This window comes from Kitasatospora sp. NPDC092286, assembly GCF_044755565.1.
In the GTDB taxonomy this organism is placed as follows: Bacteria; Actinomycetota; Actinomycetes; order Streptomycetales; family Streptomycetaceae; genus Kitasatospora.
Genome location: NZ_JBIVRD010000034.1, coordinates 22,017 through 41,390, shown reverse-complemented (window position 1 = coordinate 41,390; position 19,374 = coordinate 22,017). Strand labels below are relative to the sequence as shown.

General features: G+C 72.1%; 16 protein-coding genes. 14 read left to right on the top strand and 2 right to left on the bottom strand.

The annotated features are described in order from the left end of the window. Window position 1: 1 nt before the first annotated feature. Both ACIQIB_RS28890 and ACIQIB_RS28885 read right to left on the bottom strand, forming a co-directional pair. Window positions 2-1,048, bottom strand: coding sequence for an AAA family ATPase (locus ACIQIB_RS28890; RefSeq protein WP_400656616.1), 1,047 nt, complete (start codon window positions 1,046-1,048; stop codon window positions 2-4). Between the two features lie 323 nt (window positions 1,049-1,371). After that, a complete protein-coding gene (locus ACIQIB_RS28885; protein ID WP_363607304.1) occupies window positions 1,372-1,914 on the bottom strand; it encodes a carbonic anhydrase in 543 nt (180 codons plus the stop codon). A 568-nt stretch (window positions 1,915-2,482) separates the two neighbouring features. Between ACIQIB_RS28885 and rsmH the strand changes: the two genes are divergently transcribed. The 14 genes from rsmH to ACIQIB_RS28815 all read left to right on the top strand — a co-directional run bounded on the left by rsmH (window position 2,483) and on the right by ACIQIB_RS28815 (window position 19,342). Then, window positions 2,483-3,457 (top strand): 16S rRNA (cytosine(1402)-N(4))-methyltransferase RsmH, encoded by a 975-nt coding sequence (rsmH, locus tag ACIQIB_RS28880; protein ID WP_363607305.1) that lies wholly within the window; start codon window positions 2,483-2,485, stop codon window positions 3,455-3,457. 73 nt (window positions 3,458-3,530) lie between these two features. Then, window positions 3,531-4,043: a cell division protein FtsL gene (locus ACIQIB_RS28875; protein WP_363607306.1), complete on the top strand. Its 513-nt coding sequence runs from the start codon at window positions 3,531-3,533 to the stop codon at window positions 4,041-4,043. Next, entirely contained in the window at window positions 4,040-6,220 is a 2,181-nt protein-coding gene (locus ACIQIB_RS28870) for a penicillin-binding transpeptidase domain-containing protein (protein WP_400761556.1), read from the top strand. Before ACIQIB_RS28875 ends, ACIQIB_RS28870 begins: the two co-directional genes overlap by 4 nt. A gap of 93 nt (window positions 6,221-6,313) precedes the next feature. Beyond that, window positions 6,314-7,879, top strand: a complete 1,566-nt coding sequence (locus ACIQIB_RS28865; protein ID WP_363607308.1) for a UDP-N-acetylmuramoyl-L-alanyl-D-glutamate--2,6-diaminopimelate ligase — start codon at window positions 6,314-6,316, stop codon at window positions 7,877-7,879. Beyond that, window positions 7,876-9,279: a UDP-N-acetylmuramoyl-tripeptide--D-alanyl-D-alanine ligase gene (gene murF, locus ACIQIB_RS28860; RefSeq protein WP_400761552.1), complete on the top strand. Its 1,404-nt coding sequence runs from the start codon at window positions 7,876-7,878 to the stop codon at window positions 9,277-9,279. The genes ACIQIB_RS28865 and murF overlap by 4 nt, the downstream gene beginning before the upstream one ends. Then, window positions 9,279-10,340 (top strand): phospho-N-acetylmuramoyl-pentapeptide-transferase, encoded by a 1,062-nt coding sequence (gene mraY / locus ACIQIB_RS28855; protein ID WP_363607310.1) that lies wholly within the window; start codon window positions 9,279-9,281, stop codon window positions 10,338-10,340. Before murF ends, mraY begins: the two co-directional genes overlap by 1 nt. Then, a complete protein-coding gene (gene murD / locus ACIQIB_RS28850) occupies window positions 10,337-11,770 on the top strand; it encodes a UDP-N-acetylmuramoyl-L-alanine--D-glutamate ligase (RefSeq protein ID WP_400761592.1) in 1,434 nt (477 codons plus the stop codon). Before mraY ends, murD begins: the two co-directional genes overlap by 4 nt. 225 nt (window positions 11,771-11,995) lie before the next feature. Beyond that, complete coding sequence (ftsW, locus tag ACIQIB_RS28845) at window positions 11,996-13,372, top strand: putative lipid II flippase FtsW (protein WP_400761549.1); 1,377 nt, start codon at window positions 11,996-11,998, stop codon at window positions 13,370-13,372. A 6-nt stretch (window positions 13,373-13,378) separates the two neighbouring features. Further along, window positions 13,379-14,485, top strand: a complete 1,107-nt coding sequence (murG, locus tag ACIQIB_RS28840; protein WP_363607311.1) for an undecaprenyldiphospho-muramoylpentapeptide beta-N-acetylglucosaminyltransferase — start codon at window positions 13,379-13,381, stop codon at window positions 14,483-14,485. Then, window positions 14,478-15,254, top strand: coding sequence for an FtsQ-type POTRA domain-containing protein (locus tag ACIQIB_RS28835; protein WP_363607312.1), 777 nt, complete (start codon window positions 14,478-14,480; stop codon window positions 15,252-15,254). The genes murG and ACIQIB_RS28835 overlap by 8 nt, the downstream gene beginning before the upstream one ends. Before the next feature lie 408 nt (window positions 15,255-15,662). Beyond that, on the top strand, window positions 15,663-16,883 hold the full coding sequence (gene ftsZ / locus ACIQIB_RS28830) for a cell division protein FtsZ (RefSeq protein WP_363607313.1): 1,221 nt from the start codon (window positions 15,663-15,665) through the stop codon (window positions 16,881-16,883). A 19-nt stretch (window positions 16,884-16,902) separates the two neighbouring features. Continuing rightward, on the top strand, window positions 16,903-17,634 hold the full coding sequence (gene pgeF / locus ACIQIB_RS28825; RefSeq protein ID WP_363607314.1) for a peptidoglycan editing factor PgeF: 732 nt from the start codon (window positions 16,903-16,905) through the stop codon (window positions 17,632-17,634). Next, the gene (locus tag ACIQIB_RS28820; RefSeq protein WP_400761547.1) at window positions 17,634-18,440 is read left to right on the top strand and encodes a YggS family pyridoxal phosphate-dependent enzyme; all 807 of its coding nucleotides are present in this window, start codon (window positions 17,634-17,636) and stop codon (window positions 18,438-18,440) included. Before pgeF ends, ACIQIB_RS28820 begins: the two co-directional genes overlap by 1 nt. 302 nt (window positions 18,441-18,742) lie before the next feature. Beyond that, on the top strand, window positions 18,743-19,342 hold the full coding sequence (locus ACIQIB_RS28815) for a cell division protein SepF (RefSeq protein ID WP_363607316.1): 600 nt from the start codon (window positions 18,743-18,745) through the stop codon (window positions 19,340-19,342). Window positions 19,343-19,374: the final 32 nt, after the last annotated feature.

Genomic DNA, 19,374 nt, shown 5'->3' with positions numbered 1-19,374 from the left:
CTCAGCCCCTCCGGACGGCCGGGCTGCCCTGCGGGCGCGGCAGCGGCAGCCGGGCGACCAGGTCGACCACGATCTGCTCGGCGGTACGGCGGCTGAGCTGGGTCTCCGCGGTCGGCATCAGACGGTGGGCGAGCACCGGGACGGCGAGCCGCTGGATGTCGTCCGGGGTGACGTAGTCGCGTCCGTCCAGGGCGGCGGCGGCGCGGGCGGCCCGCACCAGGTGCAGGGTGGCGCGCGGCGAGGCGCCGAGCCGCAGCTCGTGGCTGCTGCGGGTGGCGGCGACCAGGTCGACGGCGTAGCGGCGGACCGGCTCGGCGATGTGCACGGTGCGCACCAGCTCGATCAGCTTGAGGATGTCGGCGGCGTGCGCCACCGGCTGGAGGTCCTCCAGCGGGCTGGCACCGGCGTGCACGTCGAGCATCGCGAGCTCGGCCTCGGTGCTCGGGTAGCCGATCGAGATCCGGGCCATGAAGCGGTCCCGCTGGGCCTCCGGGAGGGGGTAGGTGCCCTCCATCTCGACCGGGTTCTGCGTGGCCACCACCATGAACGGCGAGGGCAGTTCGTAGCTGGTGCCGTCGATGGTGACCTGCCGCTCCTCCATCGACTCCAGCAGCGCGGACTGGGTCTTCGGCGAGGCCCGGTTGATCTCGTCGCCGACCACGATCTGGGCGAAGATCGCGCCCGGGCGGAACTCGAAGTCGCGCTGGTGCTGGTCGTAGATGTTGGTGCCGGTGACGTCGGAGGGCAGCAGGTCCGGAGTGAACTGGATGCGCCGCACGGTGCAGTCGACGGACCGGGCCAGCGCCTTGGCGAGCATGGTCTTGCCGACGCCGGGGACGTCCTCCAGCAGCAGGTGGCCCTCGGCGAGCAGGACGGTCAGCGCGATCCGGACGGCCTCCGGCTTGCCCTCGATCACGCTCTCGATGTTGGCGCGCACCCGGTCGACGACCGCGCCGAGCTCGGGCAGACCGGCCGGGTGGGCTTCCCCGGTCCGCCGGCCGCCTCCCGCACGACCTTCGAGACCGGCCTGATCGTTGTAGCTCGTCACCCGTTCGCTCCCTGGCACGCTGTGCCCGCCTCACCCCGAGACCGGCCCCCACCCCATGCTTGACGCGGCCCCTCCGGGAGCGGTTCCGAACAGGGAGCCGGTGCCGGGGTACGGCCTGCGGCCTGGCCGCCCCAGGTGGTTCGGGGTCAGACCGGCAGGCGCATTCTCCCCCGGGCGGTGGCCAGAAGTCACCATCCGGCCGGGAAGCACCGGGGAAGCGGTCAGGGGCGGAGCGGAAGCGCTCCGAGACGGTACGGGCGGACGCCCGGCGGGGCCCGGGCGACGCTGGCCGGGCCTGGACGTGGCCGGTGGGACGGGAGGGGTCAGCCGATCTCGCGGAGCAGCCCGGTGTGGACGTCGAAGACGAAGCCGCGCACGTCGTCCGTGTGGAGCAGGAACGGCGAGGTGCGGACCCGCTGCATGGACTGCCGGACGTCGCTGTCGAGGTCGGTGAAGGCCTCCACCGCCCACTGCGGGCGCTGGCCGACCTCCTGCGCCAGCTCGCGGCGGAAGTCCTCGGTGAGGCCCAGCAGGCCGCAGCCGGTGTGGTGGATCAGCGCGATCGAGCGGGTCCCCAGGGCGCGCTGACTGATGGTGAGCGAGCGGATGGTGTCGTCGGTGACGACGCCGCCGGCGTTGCGGATGACGTGGGCGTCGCCGAGTTCGAGGCCGAGCGCCGCGAACAGGTCGAGCCGGGCGTCCATGCACGCCACCACGGCGATCTTCTGGACCGGACGGGCGTCCATGCCCCCGTCGCGGAAGGTCACCGCGTACTCGCGGTTCGCCGCCACGAAGCGGTCGATGATGGTCGGCTTGGCGGAGCCGGCAGCGGCGGTCGGCGTGGGCCGGTCGGGGGTCACTGTCATGCTGGAGACGTTAGTGCGATTTCCGCGCTCGTGGTGGGGTGGGGGGCTACAGAGCGGGCGGCTGTGACCGAGCGCATATCCACAACGCGGCAGGTCCCGGAGGTGCTGGTCAGGGCGTTCTGACCCCATTCGTCCGGATTCTCGGAGGCCCGGCGGGCCGGTGTGCGGGGCAGTCCCGCGCGCCTCCGGGGCTGCGCCGACGGCGGTCCGCCCCGGCGCTCGCGACCTGCGGCGATCCGTACCGCCGCCCGGGTGGTGCGCCGGAGCGGGCCATTGACTGACCGGGTGCGCGCGATAGAGTTGCCGCGCAGTGGAGCACACCCGCCGGACCCCGTCAACCGGGCCTTTCCGGCCGGTGCCGCGGTCGACGCGGCCCGTGGCCTCCACCCGCTCCGTGCCACCTGGCGCACCTTCCCCGGCGCCGGGCGGTCACGACCTTCCCCTTGAGCGGGCGGGGACCACGGGCCGCGTCACGGCCCCATGCGTCGGCTCCGGTGCGCGGTGGGCCAAAATGGTCGGAGCTCCCGGACATCGGGCTGCTTCGCACCGAGGAAGGGCGCCACCGCGCATGAGCACCAACGATCCGGCCCCCAAGCACGTCCCTGTGATGCTGCAGCGGTGCATGGACGCGCTGGCCCCGGCGATCTCGCGGCCGGGCGCCGTGGTGGTGGACGCCACCCTCGGCCTCGGCGGGCACAGCGAGGCCCTGCTGACCCAGTTCCCGGACGTCCGGCTGGTCGCGGTGGACCGTGACCCGGCCGCGCTGAAGCTCTCCGGCGAGCGCCTCGCCCCGTTCGGCGACCGGGCCACCCTGGTGCACGCCGTCTACGACGAGATCCCCGAGGTGCTGGAGCGGCTCGGCATCGCCGAGGTGCAGGGCATCCTGTTCGACCTCGGCGTCTCCTCGATGCAGCTGGACGAGGCGGAGCGCGGCTTCGCGTACGCCCAGGACGCCCCGCTGGACATGCGGATGGACCAGACCCGCGGCCTGAGCGCGGCCGAGGTGCTGAACACCTACAGTCACGGGCAGCTGGCCCGGATCCTCAAGGTCTACGGTGAGGAGCGGTTCGCGGGCAAGATCGCCTCGGTGATCGTGCGGGAGCGCGAGAAGGAACCGTTCACCACCAGCGCGCGTCTGGTCGATCTGGTACGCAACGCCATCCCGGCCGCCACCCGGCGCACCGGCGGGAACCCGGCCAAGCGCACCTTCCAGGCGCTGCGGATCGAGGTCAACGGCGAGCTGGAGGTGCTGGACCGCGCGATCCCGGGGGCGCTGGACGTGCTGGCGCTGGGCGGGCGGATCGCCGTGATGTCCTACCAGTCGCTGGAGGACCGTCTGGTCAAGCAGTACTTCGCGGCCGGGGCGACCAGCAGCGCCCCGCCCGGGCTGCCGTTCATCCCGGAGGAGCACCAGCCCTGGCTGAAGCTGATCACTCGCGGTGCCGAACTGGCTACCGAGGAGGAGATCGAGGAGAACCGGCGTGCCGCGCCCGTGCGGCTGCGGGTGGCGGAGAGGATCAGGGACCGAAGCACCCGGGGCTGACCAGGCTCCGGGGCGGTCCGAAGGGCGGAGGAAGAGCGTGGGGCCGGTGGCCGGAGGCGGGGCGGGGAGAGCAGTGCTCCCCGGACAGGGCGGCAGGGCGCGGATCACGGTCCGGCCGGGGCGGCGCTCCCGGGGGCGGACGCCGTTCGCCGTCCTGGTGGTGGTCCTGCTGGCGGCGGGGATGCTCGGGCTGCTCGCGCTGAACACCGCGCTCAACGAAGGCTCCTTCGAGCTGTCCAAGCTGCAGCGGCAGACCACGGTGCTCACCGACGAGCAGCAGGGCCTCCAGCACCAGATCGACCAGAGCTCCGCGCCGGACGCGCTCGCGCGCCGGGCCGGCGAGCTGGGCATGGTACCGGCCGGTGGGATGGCCTTCCTCGATCTCCAGAACGGTGGCACGGTGATCGGCAAACCCGGTCCGGCCCAGGACAGCCCCCCGGTGAAGCGGTCCACCGCCGAACCGTGGCCGGGCAGGCAGCCCGCGCCGAGTGCGCAGCAGAGCGCCCCGGCGCCGGCGGCCACCGTCGGTGACGGCACCGTCCAGATCAACCCGGCGCCGCCCGCGAGCGGAGGTGCGGGCCGATGAGCACGCCCCGACAGCCCACCGGCGGCACGGGCGGCCGGCGGCCGCCCGCCCCGCGCGGCCAGTCCGGCAAGGCCCAGCCCGGCAAGGCGCAGCCGGCCAAGCCCCAGTCCGCGCGGTCGAAGCAGCCCCCGAAGACCCAGGCGCCCAAGGGGCAGCCCCCCAGGGCGCAGCAGCCGTTCGCCGCGAGGACGCCCCGGGCCCCGCAGCAGCGCCGCCCGGAGGGCCGCCCGCCGGCCCGCGGTCAGGCGGGCGCCAAGCCGCGCCCCAGGCCCCGCCCGCCGCAGCGGCCGAAGGGGATCCGGCTGGCCGACCCGCGCCGCCGGCTGCGGGTGATCACCGTCGTGATGTCGCTGGTGTTCTCGGTGTTCGCCGGCCGCCTGGTCCAGCTCCAGCTGCTGGACTCGGACGCGCTGGCCGCCGACGCCAACACCAACCGCTACCAGAGCATCCCGATCACCGCCGAGCGCGGCTCGATAACGTCCGCCGACGGTGTGGCGCTGGCCACCACCGTCGACGCGTACGACATCACCGCCGACCCGGCCATGTTCACCCCGGCGTCCTCCGGGATCCCGGACGCGCCGGAACAGGCGGCCGCGCTGCTGGCACCGATCCTCGGCCTGCCCAAGGAGAAGATCGCCGCCGACCTGCACACCCCCAAGACGCGCTACAAGCGGCTCGCCGCCCAGCAGACCCCGGACACCAAGAACCAGATCAGCGACCTCAAGTCGAGCCTGGAGAAGAAGGCGAACTCCAAGGCCTGCCTGGCCCAGAAGCGGCTGCTGAACAAGCCGGCCGAGGAGGGCGGGCGGACCAGGGTGGACAACGAGTGCGCCAACCCGCTGGCCGGGGTCTTCAACCGGGACACCCAGAAGCGGGTCTACCCCTCGGACGGCCTCGCCGCCAACCTGGTCGGCTTCGTCAACGCCGAGGGCGAGGGCGCCGGCGGCCTGGAGCAGCAGTACCAGAAGCAGCTGGCCGGCAAGGAGGGCCACAGCAGCTACGCCCAGGCGGGCGGCCGGCTGGTGCCCACCGCCGGGGGCTCGCTGGACCCGGCCGTGCCCGGCACCGACCTGCGGCTGACCATCAACCGGGACATCCAGTGGGCCGCCCAGCGGGCCATCACCGACCAGGTCGCCAACTCCGGGGCGGAGAAGGGCTATGTGATCGTCCAGGACGTGAAGACCGGCCAGGTGCTGGCGATGGCCTCCTCGCCCGGCTTCAACCCCAACGACCTGAGCACGGCCAGGTCCTCCCAGCTCGGGAACCCCGCGCTGCAGGACGCGTACGAGCCCGGCAGCACCGCCAAGCTGATGACCATGGCCGCCGTGCTGGACTCCGGCAAGGCGACCTGGGACACCAAGGTCACCGTCCCCAACCGGCTGGTCCGGGCAGGCCAGGAGTTCAAGGACGACATCGACCACAGCACCTGGTACCTGACGCTGGCCGGGGTGCTCGCCAAGTCCTCCAACATCGGTACCATCGAGGCCGCCGAGACGCTCGGCGCGGACCAGGCCGAGGCCAACCGGATCCTCGACGGCTACATGCGCAAGTTCGGCGTCGGCGAGCCCACCGGTCTCGGCTTCCCCGGGGAGACCGCCGGAGGGCTCAAGAAGCCGGAGGACCTGGTCGCGTCGGAGAAGTACAACATCTCGTTCGGCCAGGGCCCGCTGACGGTCAACGCGCTGCAGGCCACCTCCGTCTACTCCACGATCGCCAACGGGGGCGTGCGGGTGGCGCCCAGCGTCGTCCAGGGCACCACCGCGCCCGACGGGAAGTACACCCCGGCCGCGCCCGGCGCGGAGTCCCGGGTGGTCAGCGAGCAGACCGCCAAGACCCTCACCGAGATGCTGGAGTCGGTCGTCTCCGACGAGCAGGGCACCGGCGGCAAGGCGGCCATCCCCGGCTACCGCATCGCGGGCAAGACCGGTACGGCCAACCGGGGGGCGGCGAACGGCAAGGGCTACGACGGCTACACCGCGTCCTTCATCGGCTTCGCCCCCGCCGACGCTCCCCGGGTGACCGTCTCCTGCGTGCTCCAGGGCCCGGTCAACGGCCACTTCGGCGGCCAGCTCTGCGGTCCGGTGTTCAAGCAGGTGATGGAGTTCACCCTGAAGACCCTGCAGGTGCCGCCGAGCGGTAGCGAGGCGCCCAACCTGGCCGTCGAGTGGAAGCCGTGATCGACCATGAGCAACGAGCGGGCGGGGTGGGACGACGGCGCGGCGAGGGCCCGGTTTGGCCCTGGACACCCTTCGGCGGATAGCCTTCCCGCCGTGCCGAAACCCGATCAAATCACCGTGAGCCCGCCCCGCCCGGCCGAGACGGCCGCCCTGCCGCTCGCCGAGCTGGCCCGTCTGCTGGGCCTCGCGCCCGTCGAGGGAGGCCCGGTCACCGGCGTCACCCACGACTCCCGCGCGGTGCGCCCGGGCGACGTGTACGTGGCCTTCCCGGGCGCCAACCACCACGGCGCGGCCTTCGCGGCCCAGGCCGCCGCGGCGGGCGCGGTGGCGCTGCTCACCGACCCGGCCGGCGCCGAGCTGGCGGCCGGCACCGGCCTGCCGCTGCTGGTGGTCGACCGGCCGCGGGCCCGGATGGGCGAGCTGGCGGCCGCCGTCTACGGCCGGCCCTCCGAGCGGCTGCTGATGCTCGGGCTGACCGGTACCAACGGCAAGACCACCACGTCCTACCTGGTCGAGGGCGGCCTGCGCGGCGCCGGGCGCAACCCCGGGGTGATCGGCACGGTCGAGATGCGGGTCGGCAGCGAGCGGATCAAGAGCGAGCGGACCACCCCCGAGGCCACCGACCTGCACGCGATCCTCGGCGTGATGGGCGAGCGCGGTGCGGACGCGGTGACCATGGAAGTCTCCAGCCACGCGCTGGTCTTCGGCCGCACCGACGGGGTGACGTACGACGTCGCCCTGTTCAACAACCTCACCCCCGAGCACCTCGACTTCCACCCGGACATGGAGGACTACTTCCAGGCCAAGGCCCGGCTCTTCCAGCCCGGCAAGTCCCGGCGCGGCGTGGTCAACCTGGACGACCAGTACGGGCGCAGGCTGGCCGCCGAGGCGAAGATCCCGGTGGCCTCGTTCTCCGCCAACGGCGCGCCCGAGGCCGACTGGCGGGCCGTGGACGTCCAGCTCGGCCCGGTGGGCTCGACCTTCCGGGTGCTGGGGCCCGACGGCGCCGAGGCCGACGCCGCCGTCCCGCTGCCCGGTCCGTTCAACGTCGCCAACGCGCTGGCCGCGATCACCGTGCTGGTCACCGCCGGGCTGCCGCTGGAGCAGGCCGTCGCCGGGATCGCCGCGGTGCCCGGGGTACCGGGCCGGCTGGAGCGGGTGGACGCCGGACAGCCGTTCGTCGCGGTGGTCGACTACGCGCACAAGCCCGACGCGCTGCAGGCCGTCCTCGCCTCGCTGCGCGAGGTCACCAAGGGCCGGCTGCACGTGGTGGTCGGCTGCGGCGGCGACCGCGACCCGCACAAGCGCGCCCCGATGGGCGCCATCGCCGCCAGGCTGGCCGACACCGCCCTGCTGACCAGCGACAACCCGCGCAGCGAGGACCCGGTGGCGATCCTCGCCACCATGCTGACCGGCGCCGCCTCGGTGCCGGAGGCCGAGCGCGGGGCCGTCCTGGTCGTCCCCGACCGCGCCGAGGCGATCCACCTCGCGGTGGCCCGCGCCCAGGCCGGGGACACCGTGCTGGTGGCCGGCAAGGGCCATGAGCTCGGCCAGTACGTACGAGACGAGATCCGCCCCTTCGACGACCGGGAGGTGCTGCGCGAATCCATCACGCAGACCACGGCCGCCCGGGGCACCGGAGGAGTAGAGCAGCCGTGATCGCACTGACCCTGGCCGAGGTGGCCGCAGCAGTCGGAGGCACCCTGGACGGCGCCGACCCCGCGACCCCGGTGACCGGCCCGGTCGAGGTCGACTCCCGCAAGGTGCGCCCCGGCTGCCTGTTCGCGGCCTTCGCCGGCGAGCACGTGGACGGACACGACTACGCGGAGCGGGCCGTCGCGGCCGGCGCCGTCGCGGTGCTGGCCTCCCGGCCGGTCGGTGTGCCCGCCGTGCTGGTCGACAGCGTGGTGGACGCGCTGGGCAAGCTGGCCCGGACCGTGGTCGCCCGGGCCGAGGCGACCACCGTGGTGGCGCTGACCGGCTCGGCCGGCAAGACCAGCACCAAGGACCTGATCGCCCAGCTGCTCCAGCGCCTGGGCGACACCGTCTACCCGCCCGGCTCGCTCAACAACGAGATCGGGCACCCGATGACCGCGCTGCGGGTCGAGCCCGGCACCCGGCACCTGGTGATGGAGATGGGCGCCCGGCACAAGGGCGACATCGAGTACCTCACCTCGATCACCCCGCCCCGGATCGGCCTGGTGCTGAACGTCGGCACCGCGCACGTCGGCGAGTTCGGCTCCCAGGAGGCGATCGCCGAGGCCAAGGGCGAGCTAGTCGAGGCACTGCCCGCGGACGGCGCCGCGATCCTCAACGCCGACGACCGGCTGGTGCGCGCGATGGCGGCCCGGACCAGGGCCAGGGTGGTGCTGTTCGGGGAGTCGCCGGACGCCCACGTCCGCGCACAGGATGTTCGCCTGGACTCCACCGGACGGCCATCGTTCACGCTGACCACCCCGGCCGGTTCCGCACCCGTGCAGCTGCGCCTGTACGGTGAGCACCACGTCTCGAACGCCCTCGCCGCCGCAGCGGTGGCGGTGGAGCTCGGGATGTCCGTCGACGACGCCGCCGAAGCGCTGAGCGAGGCGGGTGCGCTGTCCCGCTGGCGCATGGAGGTCGTCGACCGGGCCGATGGTGTCACCGTCGTCAATGACGCCTACAACGCGAACCCCGACTCGATGCGGGCCGCGCTGCGGGCGCTGGTCTCGATGGGAGGGCGCGGCCCGGAGCGCCGCCGTACCTGGGCGGTGCTCGGCGAGATGCGGGAGCTCGGCGAGGAAAGCCTGGCCGAGCACGACGCCATCGGGCGGCTCGCGGTCCGGCTCGACGTCACCAAGCTGGTGGCGGTCGGCGGGCGTGAGGCGGCCTGTATGGAACTGGGCGCTAGGAACGAAGGTTCGTGGGGTGAGGAGTCGGTGCTGGTGTCCGACGCGGACGCGGCGGTCGAGTTGCTGCGCAGTCAGCTGCGGCCGGGGGATGTGGTCCTGGTGAAGGCGTCCCGTTCGGTGGGGCTGGAGAAGGTGGCCGAAACGCTGCTCGCGGACGGTGCGGCCAACTGATGAAGCAGATCCTCTTCTCCGGCATGATCGGCCTGGTCCTGTCGCTGCTCGGCACCCCGGCCCTGATCAAGCTGCTCGCCAAGCACGGCTACGGCCAGTACATCCGTGACGACGGTCCCAAGGCCCACCACAGCAAGCGCGGCACGCCCACGATGGGCGGTATCGCCTTCATCCTGGCGACGCTGATCGCCTACTTCGCGACCAAGGCGATAACGGGCGAGACCCCGACCGCCTCCGGTCTGCTGGTGCTGTTCCTGACGGTGGGTCTGGGCCTGGTCGGCTTCCTGGACGACTACATCAAGGTCGTCAAGCGCCGCTCGCTCGGCCTGCGGGCCAAGGCGAAGCTGTTCGGCCAGTCCTTCGTCGGCCTCGCCTTCGCGATCCTCTCGCTGCAGTTCGCCGACGACCGCGGGCTCACCCCGGCGTCCCAGCACCTCTCCTTCGTACGGGACTTCAGCTGGTCCGTCGGCCCGGTGCTGTTCGTCATCTGGGCCTACTTCATGATCGCCGCGATGTCGAACGGCGTGAACCTGACGGACGGTCTGGACGGCCTGGCCACCGGCGCCTCGGTGATGGTCTTCGGCGCCTACACCTTCATCGGCGTCTGGGAGTACGGCCAGAGCTGCGCCTACTCGATCTCCGCCACCGCCAACTGCTACGACGTCCGCGACCCGCTGGACCTCGCGGTGGTCGCCGCCGCCCTGATGGGCTCGTGCTTCGGCTTCCTCTGGTGGAACACCTCGCCGGCCAAGATCTTCATGGGCGACACCGGCTCGCTGGCCCTCGGCGGCGCCCTGGCCGGCCTCGCGATCTGCTCGCGCACCGAGATGCTGCTCGCGCTGCTCGGCGGCCTCTTCGTGATCATCACCCTGTCGGTGATCATCCAGGTCGGCTCGTTCCGGATGACCGGAAAGCGCGTCTTCAAGATGGCGCCACTGCAGCACCACTTCGAACTCAAGGGCTGGAGCGAGGTCCTGATCGTGGTCCGGTTCTGGATCATCCAGGGCCTCTGCGTGGCCGTCGGTCTCGGCCTCTTCTACGCGGGATGGGTGACCGGATGACCGACCTCGCCTGGGCCGGACTGCCGGTCACCGTCGCCGGGCTCGGCGTCTCCGGCATCAGCGCCGCCCGCGTGCTGCGCGGCCTCGGCGCCCGGGTCACCGTCGTGGACGGCGGCTCCGGCGAGGGCCTGAAGGCCCGCGCGGACGAGCTGGAGCAGCAGGGCGTCACCGTCCGCCTCGGTGACGGCGACACTCTGCCCGAGGGCACCCGGCTGGTCGTCACCTCGCCCGGCTGGCCGCCCAGCAGCCCGCTGTTCGCCGCCGCCGAGGCGGCCGGCGTGGAGGTCTGGGGCGACGTCGAACTGGCCTGGCGGCTGCGCAAGCCGCTGGAGTCCACCGGCGAGCCCGCCCCCTGGCTGGCCGTCACCGGCACCAACGGCAAGACCACCACCGTCCAGATGCTCGCCTCGATCCTCACCGCCGCCGGCAGGCGCACCGCCGCCGTCGGCAACGTCGGGGTCTCGGTGCTGGACGCGGTGCTCGCCGAGGAGCCGTACGACGTGCTCGCCGTCGAGCTCTCCAGCTACCAGCTGCACTGGGCTCCCTCGCTGCGCCCGTACTCGGCGGCCGTGCTCAACCTGGCGCCCGACCACCTCGACTGGCACGGCTCGATGGAGGCGTACGCCGCCGACAAGGGCCGGATCTACGAGGGCAACGTCGTCGCCTGCGTCTACAACCTGGCCGACCCGGCCACCGAGGCGCTGGTCCGCGAGGCCGACGTCGAGGAGGGCTGCCGGGCGATCGGTTTCGGCCTCGGCTCGCCCGGCCCGTCGAGCTTCGGCGTGGTGGACGGCCTGCTGGTGGACCGGGCCTTCGTGCCGGACCGCGCCAAGAGCGCCGCCGAGCTGGGCTCCGTCGAGGACGTGAACCCGCCGGCCCCGCACAACGTCGCCAACGCGCTCGCCGCCGCCGCGCTCGCCCGGGCGTACGGCGTCGAGCCGGCGGCCGTCCGTGAGGGCCTGCGGGCCTTCCGGCCGGACGCCCACCGGATCGCCGAGGTCGGCGTGGTCGGCGGGGTCACGTACATCGACGACTCCAAGGCCACCAACACCCACGCCGCGGCGGCCTCGCTGGCCGCCTACCGGCCGATCGTCTGGATCGCCGGCGGACTGGCCAAGGGCGCCACCTTCGACGACCTGGTCCAGGGCGCGGCCGAGCGGCTGCGCGCCGCCGTGCTGATCGGTGAGGACCGCGCGCTGATCCGCGAGGCGCTGGCGCGACACGCGCCGGATGTCCCGGTGATCGAGGCGGCCGAGGGCCAGACTGGCGCGGTGGCGATGGCCGAAGTGGTTCGTACGGCCGCGTCACTCGCCCAATCGGGTGACACGGTGCTGCTGGCCCCGGCCTGCGCCTCGATGGACATGTTCACCAACTACGGCGAGCGCGGCGACCTCTTCGCCGCCGCCGTCCGGGAGCTGGCGGACAGCTGAGCGCACGGCTCGTGAGTGCCGGTGTCGAGAGGGATGGAGCGAGGAGGCCCTGAGGTACGAGGGGTCTTGGAGCGGTGCATGGCTCGTGAGTCGAAGGGCCGCGCCGGTGTCGAGAGGGATGGAGCGAGGAGGCCCTGAGGTACGAGGGGTCTTGGAGCGACGACCGTCGGCACCGGATCCGAGCGGCCCGGAGGCGAGCGAGCCACAGAAGAGGGAGAGCAGGGCGTGGTGGCGGGTCAGGGCAGGGAGGGCGGCTCCGGTGCGTCGGAGCAGGGCGCCGCCAACCCGTGGCGGGTGATCTCGGCCACTACGACCGCGTACAAGTCCGCCGGCCCGGTGGCCCGGGTGCAGGCCTTCCGGGCCCGGCTCCGGTACGCCCTGGACCGCCCGCTCACGCCCTATCTGCTGATCATCGGCTCGACGCTGCTGCTGGTCGTGCTCGGCCTGCTGATGGTCTTCTCGGCCTCGCAGATCCTCGCCCTGGGCCAGCACCACTCGGCCCAGTACTACTTCCTCAAGCAGCTGATCGCCGCCCTGCTGGGCCTGGTGCTGCTGATCGGCTTCGCCTCCGTGCCGCTGGCGGTGCTGCGGGTGATCGTCTACCCCGTGATGTTCGGTGTGATCGGCGCGCTGGCCCTGGTCGCCATCCCCGGGATCGGGATGGAGATCAACGGCAACCGGAACTGGCTGGATTTCGGCTTCTTCCAGTTCCAGCCGTCCGAGTTCGCCAAGCTGGCCCTGGTGCTCTGGGGCGCGGACCTGCTGGCCCGCAAGCAGAAGGCCGGCACCCTGAGCCAGTGGAAGCACCTGCTGGTGCCGCTGGTGCCGGGCGCGTTGCTGCTGCTCGCGCTGATCATGGTCGGTGGGGACATGGGCACCTCGATAATCCTGGTCGCCATGCTGTTCGCGATGCTCTGGATGGTCGGCGCCCCGCTGCGGCTGTTCGTCGCCACCGTCGGCGTCGCCGTCGTGGTCTGCACCGCGCTGGTGGTCACCGTGCCGCACCGGGCCGAGCGGCTCGGCTGCATCGGCGTCACCAAACTCGATCCCGAGGGGGCCTGCTTCCAGGCCCTGCACGGCGTCTACTCGTTCGCGCTCGGCGGTCCGTTCGGTTCCGGCCTCGGTGCCGGCGTCGAGAAATGGGGCCAGCTGCCCGAGGCGCACACCGACTTCATCTTCGCCGCGACGGGCGAGGAACTCGGTCTGGTGGGGACGCTGTCGGTGATCGGTCTCTTCTCGGCACTAGGCTACGCGGGTATCCGTGTGGCCATCGGTACGAAGGATCCCTTCGTCAGGTACGCCGCGGGAGCCGCCACCACCTGGATCATGGCGCAGGCCATGATCAACCTGGGGTCGGCGCTGGGACTGCTGCCCATCGCGGGCGTCCCGCTCCCGCTGTTCTCCTACGGCGGTTCCGCCATGCTGTCGGCCATGTCCGCGATCGGTGTGCTGCTCTGCCTCGCACGCAGCACCTCGGGCGCGAAGGCGGCCCTGGCCGCCCGGAGCAAGAACTCCCGGATCAGGAGACGACTGGCCCGGGTGCTGCCACGACGACGAACCACAGCGCGCCCGGCCCCGCGGCCGGCACGCAGGGAGCGGTGAATTTCGGTGCATGTCGTACTCGCCGGCGGGGGGACCGCCGGTCACATCGAGCCGGCCCTCGCCCTCGCGGACGCCCTCCGCAGGCACGACCCGTCCATCGGGATCACCGCCCTGGGTACCGAGCGCGGTCTGGAGACGCGGCTGGTACCCGAGCGCGGCTACCATCTGGAGCTGATCCCGGCCGTCCCGCTGCCCCGCAAGCCCACTCCCGAGCTGATCACCGTCCCGGGCCGGCTGCGCGGCACCGTCCGGGCCGCCCAGGAGATCATCGAGCGGGTCAACGCCGACGCCGTGGTCGGCTTCGGCGGCTATGTCGCGATGCCCGCCTACCTGGCCGCCAAGCGGGCCGGGGTGCCGATCGTGGTGCACGAGGCCAACGCCCGGCCCGGTCTGGCCAACAAGATCGGGGCCCGCTACAGCGACTTCGTCGCCGTCTCCACGCCGGACAGCAAGCTGCGCGACTCCCGGTACATCGGCATCCCGCTGCGCCGGACCATCGCCACTCTGGACCGCAACGCGGCGCGCCCGGAGGCCCGGCACTACTTCGGCCTCGACCAGCGGCTGCCCACCCTGCTGGTCTCCGGCGGCTCGCAGGGCGCGCGCCGGCTCAACGAGACCGTGCAGACCATCGCGCCGCGCCTCCAGCAGTACGGCGTGCAGATCCTGCACGCGGTCGGCCCGAAGAACGAGCTGCCGCAGGTGGACGACATCCCCGGGATGCCGCCGTACCGCGCGGTGCCCTACGTGGACCGGATGGATCTGGCCTATGCCGCCGCCGACCTGATGCTCTGCCGGGCCGGCGCCATGACGGTGGCCGAGCTGGCGGCGGTCGGTCTGCCCGCCGCCTTCGTCCCGCTGCCGATCGGCAACGGCGAGCAGCGGCTGAACGCCCAGCCGATGGTCAAGGCGGGTGGCGGTCTGCTGGTGGACGATGCCGAGCTGACCCCGGACTGGGTGCTGCAGAACGTGCTGCCGGTGCTCACCGACCCGCAGAAGCTCTGGGACATGAGCCGGGCCGCCGCCGAGTTCGGCCGCCGGGACGCCGACGAGCTGCTGGTGGGAATGGTGTACGAGGCGATCGAGGCCGCCCGAGGTGGTCGCCGCCGTGGCTGACGGCCGGCTCGCCGATCCGCTGGACGAGGAGCTGGAGGCCGAGGAGTCCGCTCCCCGGCTCCGGCTCTCCCGGCGGGGCATCGTGGTGCTGGGCGTGCTCGGCGCCACGGTGCTGGGCGTGCTGGCCTGGCTGGTGTTCTTCTCCTCGGTGCTGGACGTGCGCAACGTCTCGGTCCAGGGGGCGGAGGACGAAAAACTGACGGTCGACCAGGTGCGTGCGGTGATCGGCGGGGTCGGTGACGGCCCGCTGGCCCGGGTGGACCTGGACGACGTCAGGCAACGGGTCGAGGCCATCCCTCGGGTGGCCAGGGCCGAGGTCTGGCGGGGCTGGCCGCACACCCTGCGGGTGAAGGTCACCCAGCGCAAGGCGGTCGCTGCTGTCAAGGGGGAAGACGGCCAGTTCACCCAGGTCGACGCCACCGGAGTGAGCTTCGCCACCGAGCCGGCCGCCCCCGAGGGGGTACCGGTGGTGGAACTCCAGCTCGGTCAGCCGGCCCTGGACGCGGGCGGGGTGATCACCCGTCCGCAGTTGGTGCAGGGCGCGGTGACGGTGGCGGCCGGCCTGCCGGCCGAGGTGGCGGCCCGGGCCGGCGCGGTGCTGGTGCACTCCTACGACGACATCCAGCTGCAGCTCAGCGGGGGTGCCACGGTTCGCTGGGGGAGCCCGGAGCAGACCGACCGAAAGGCCCGGGTGCTGGTGGCGCTGATGAACCAGAAGGGTACGAACTACGACGTCAGCGCTCCTGAGGCGCCGGCGGTGTCGGGATGATCCGGTAGGTTCTCTGCCACAAGGGTGCGCGGAGCGCGCCGCCGAAAAGGTGGCGGTGGGCGACGGGCGGGCTTGACGCTTTTCGGTGTCGGCCCGACCCTTGGTGGTCACCCCCGGTTTCGTTAGCCGGCCGATGATCACATAGGCTCAAAAGAAAAAGGGAAGCTCGGCGTGTTCGTTGAAACACGTGCCTGGAGCCACCTAGTGTCCTGTGTCACCAGACTGTGTCCCTTGGTGATGTGACGGAGACACAGGACTAACCCTAAAGGTCAAGTTTAGGGTTGGGGTCGGCGGTCGGCATTTCGGACATTCAGTCAGAAACCAGGCTCCCTACCCATCGACATCCGTCGGTACGGCACCCCACGGGGTCCGGGCCGACCCGGAAATTCGAGGCGAGAGGCCTTCGACGTGGCAGCACCGCAGAACTACCTCGCAGTCATCAAGGTCGTCGGTATCGGCGGCGGTGGTGTCAACGCCATCAACCGGATGATCGAGGTCGGTCTCAAGGGCGTCGAGTTCATCGCGATCAACACCGATGCGCAGGCCCTCCTGATGAGCGACGCCGACGTCAAGCTCGATGTGGGCCGTGAACTCACCCGGGGCCTCGGCGCCGGCGCCAACCCCGAGGTCGGCCGCAAGGCCGCCGAGGACCACCGTGAGGAGATCGAGGAGGTCCTCAAGGGGGCCGACATGGTCTTCGTCACCGCAGGCGAGGGCGGCGGTACCGGCACCGGCGGCGCGCCCGTCGTGGCCAACATCGCCCGCTCGCTCGGCGCGCTGACCATCGGCGTGGTCACCCGCCCCTTCACCTTCGAGGGCCGCCGTCGCGCCAACCAGGCCGAGGACGGCATCGCCGGCCTGCGGGAAGAGGTCGACACCCTCATCGTCATCCCCAACGACCGGCTGCTGTCCATCTCGGACCGCCAGGTCAGCGTGCTGGACGCGTTCCGCTCCGCCGACCAGGTGCTGCTCTCCGGCGTCCAGGGCATCACCGACCTGATCACCACCCCGGGTCTGATCAACCTCGACTTCGCCGACGTCAAGTCCGTCATGTCGGACGCCGGTTCGGCGCTGATGGGCATCGGCTCGGCCCGGGGCGAGGACCGCGCCAAGGCGGCCGCCGTGATGGCGATCTCCTCGCCGCTGCTGGAGGCGTCCATCGACGGCGCCCGCGGTGTACTGCTCTCCATCTCCGGCGGCTCCGACCTCGGTCTGTTCGAGATCAACGAGTCCGCCCAGCTGGTCAGCGAGGCCGCCCACCCCGAGGCGAACATCATCTTCGGCGCGGTCATCGACGACGCGCTCGGCGACGAGGTCCGGGTCACCGTGATCGCCGCCGGCTTCGACGGCGGCCAGCCGCCGGCCATCGTCCGCGACCCGGTGGTCAAGTCCACCCCGACCGCCCCGGCCACGCCGCCGGCCGCCCCCGAGCGTCCGGCGAGCCGGCCCTCGTACGGGAGCATCGGCTCGGTGACGTCGCGTTCGGAGAACGAGTCGCACGCCGAGCGGCGTCCGGCCGAGACGCCCACCGTGACCGCCGCCCCGGTGCCGCCGCAGGTGCAGCCGGCCCGTCAGCCGTACGTCGAGAGCCCCGCGGAGGAGCTCGACGTGCCGGACTTCCTGAAGTAAGCGCGGACTGAAACAGGCAGTGGTGGATCACGCAGTTCGCAACGGTGCTCACTTCGCCTTCACCGACCGGTGGGGCGGGGTGAGCACTTCGCCGTACGGGGAGCTCAACCTCGGCGGTGCGGTGGGGGACGACCCGGCCGCCGTCCGGGAGAACCGGACGCTCGCGGCCCGCTCGCTGGGACTGGACCCGGCGGACGTGGTCTGGATGAACCAGGTGCACGGCGCCGACGTCGCGGTGGTGACCGGTCGCCAGCCGGTGGGGGAGGCCCCGACGGTGGACGCGGTGGTCACCGCCCGGCCGCTGGCGCTGGCGGTGCTGACCGCCGACTGCACCCCGGTGCTGCTGGCCGACCCGGTGGCGGGTGTGGTGGGCGCGGCCCACGCGGGCCGGCCCGGGCTCGCGGCCGGGGTGGTGCCCGCGGTGGTCCGGGCGATGACGGAGCTGGGGGCCGAGCCCGGGCGGATCACCGCCGCCACCGGCCCGGCGGTCTGCGGTCGCTGCTACGAGGTGCCGGCCGCGTTGCGCGCCGAGGTGGCCGCGCTGGTGCCGGCCGCGTACGCCGAGACCTCCTGGGGGACCCCGGCCCTGGACGTGGCGGAGGGAGTGGCGGCCCAGCTGGCCGCCGCAGGCGTCACCGAGGTGGTGCGATCATCGGTCTGCACCCTCGAATCCGCCGATCACTACTCCTATCGCCGCGAGCAGCGCACCGGCCGGCTCGCGAGCTACGTCTGGTTGGGCTCTGAACTCTGATGACGAATGACATCTACGGACCGTTCCCCGGGGACGCCCCCGGTTTCCCCGACGCGGCCTGGCTGGCCGCGCTGACGGAGGGCCAGCGCGCCCGGTACGAAGAACTGGGGACCAACCTGGAGGTGGTGGAGCGCCGGATCGCCGACGCCTGCGCCGCCGCCGGGCGGCCGCGCGAGGAGGTCAGGCTGGTGGTCGTCACCAAGACCTACCCGGCCGGGGACACCGCGCTGCTGGCGGCACTGGGCGTCACCGATGTCGCCGAGAACCGCGACCAGGACGCCGCGCCCAAGGCGGAGCAGTGCAGAAACCTTCCGCTGGACTGGCACTTCGTCGGCCAGCTTCAGACCAACAAGGTCCGCTCGGTGGTCCGGTACGCGAACCACGTGCACTCGGTGGACCGGCTGCGGCTGGTGGAGTCGCTCTCCGCCGCGGTGCTCAAGGCCGAACGCCCGGAACTCGGCTGCCTGGTGCAGGTCGCGCTGGAGAAGGAGCACGGCGCGGGCGAGGGCCGGGCCGGGGTGGCGCCGGAGGACGTCGAGGCGCTGGCCGACGCGATCGCCGACACGCCCGGGCTGCGCCTGGACGGTGTGATGACCGTCGCTCCGCTGGCCGGACCGCTCGCCGGGAACCCGGCCGAAGCATTCGCGCGGGTGGCGGAAATCGCAACCTCCGTACGGACGGCCCATCCTGCTGCCACCATGGTTTCCGCAGGAATGAGCGGTGACCTGGAGCAGGCCGTGGCTGCCGGGGCGACACATGTGCGCGTCGGAACGGCGGTACTCGGAGTGCGGTCACCCCTCAGGTAACGTCACCGGGTAGTAGATCAGACTGCAGGACAAAATAGGACAGAAGCTAGCAGCTTTCCAGAGCGCTAGCGAACCGTGGATCGCAACTCCGCGGCCCCCACCCACAATTTCTGACCGGCCGTCGGCCTGACGGACCGTCGTGGGCGGACCGCGGAATCCGCAGGCAGGGCCGTACGGCCTGACCGCCGGTGACGGAGCCGATTCACCACGGAGCGAGCGGAGCGAGCGACCAGCGAAGGGCGCGCGCCCGTGAAGCGCCCACCGAGCGCAGCGAGGTGGGAATGAGCGGAGGAGACAGGAGCATGGCCGGCGCAATGCGCAAGATGGCGGTCTACCTCGGCCTCGTGGAGGACGAGACGTACGACGGCCAGGGGTACGACCCCGACGACGACTACGACGCGGACCCCGAGCCGATTCGCACGGGGCGGACGGAGGACATCCCCCGGCCGGCCGCCGCGCCTTCGCCGGTCTCCTCGATCACCCCGCAGCCGGTGCCGGCCGCGGTCCCGATCCGCCAGGAATCCCCGAGGATGGCCCCAGTGTCGTCCATCACACCCGAACGTCGCCACAACCTGGAGAAGAGCGCACCGGTGATCATGCCCAAGGTAGTGAACGAACGAGAGCCCTACCGCATCACCACGTTGCACCCCCGGACCTACAACGAGGCCCGTACCATCGGGGAACAGTTCCGTGGCGGGACCCCGGTGATCATGAATCTGACCGAGATGGACGACACCGACGCGAAGCGGCTCGTAGACTTCGCCGCTGGACTCGTCTTCGGTCTGCACGGCAGTATCGAGCGCGTGACACAGAAGGTGTTCCTGCTGTCGCCTGCTAACGTCGATGTCACGGCGGAGGACAAGGCTCGGATCGCCGAGGGTGGGTTCTTCAACCAGAGCTGACCCGGCCACGACTTTACGTGTGGATCTGATCA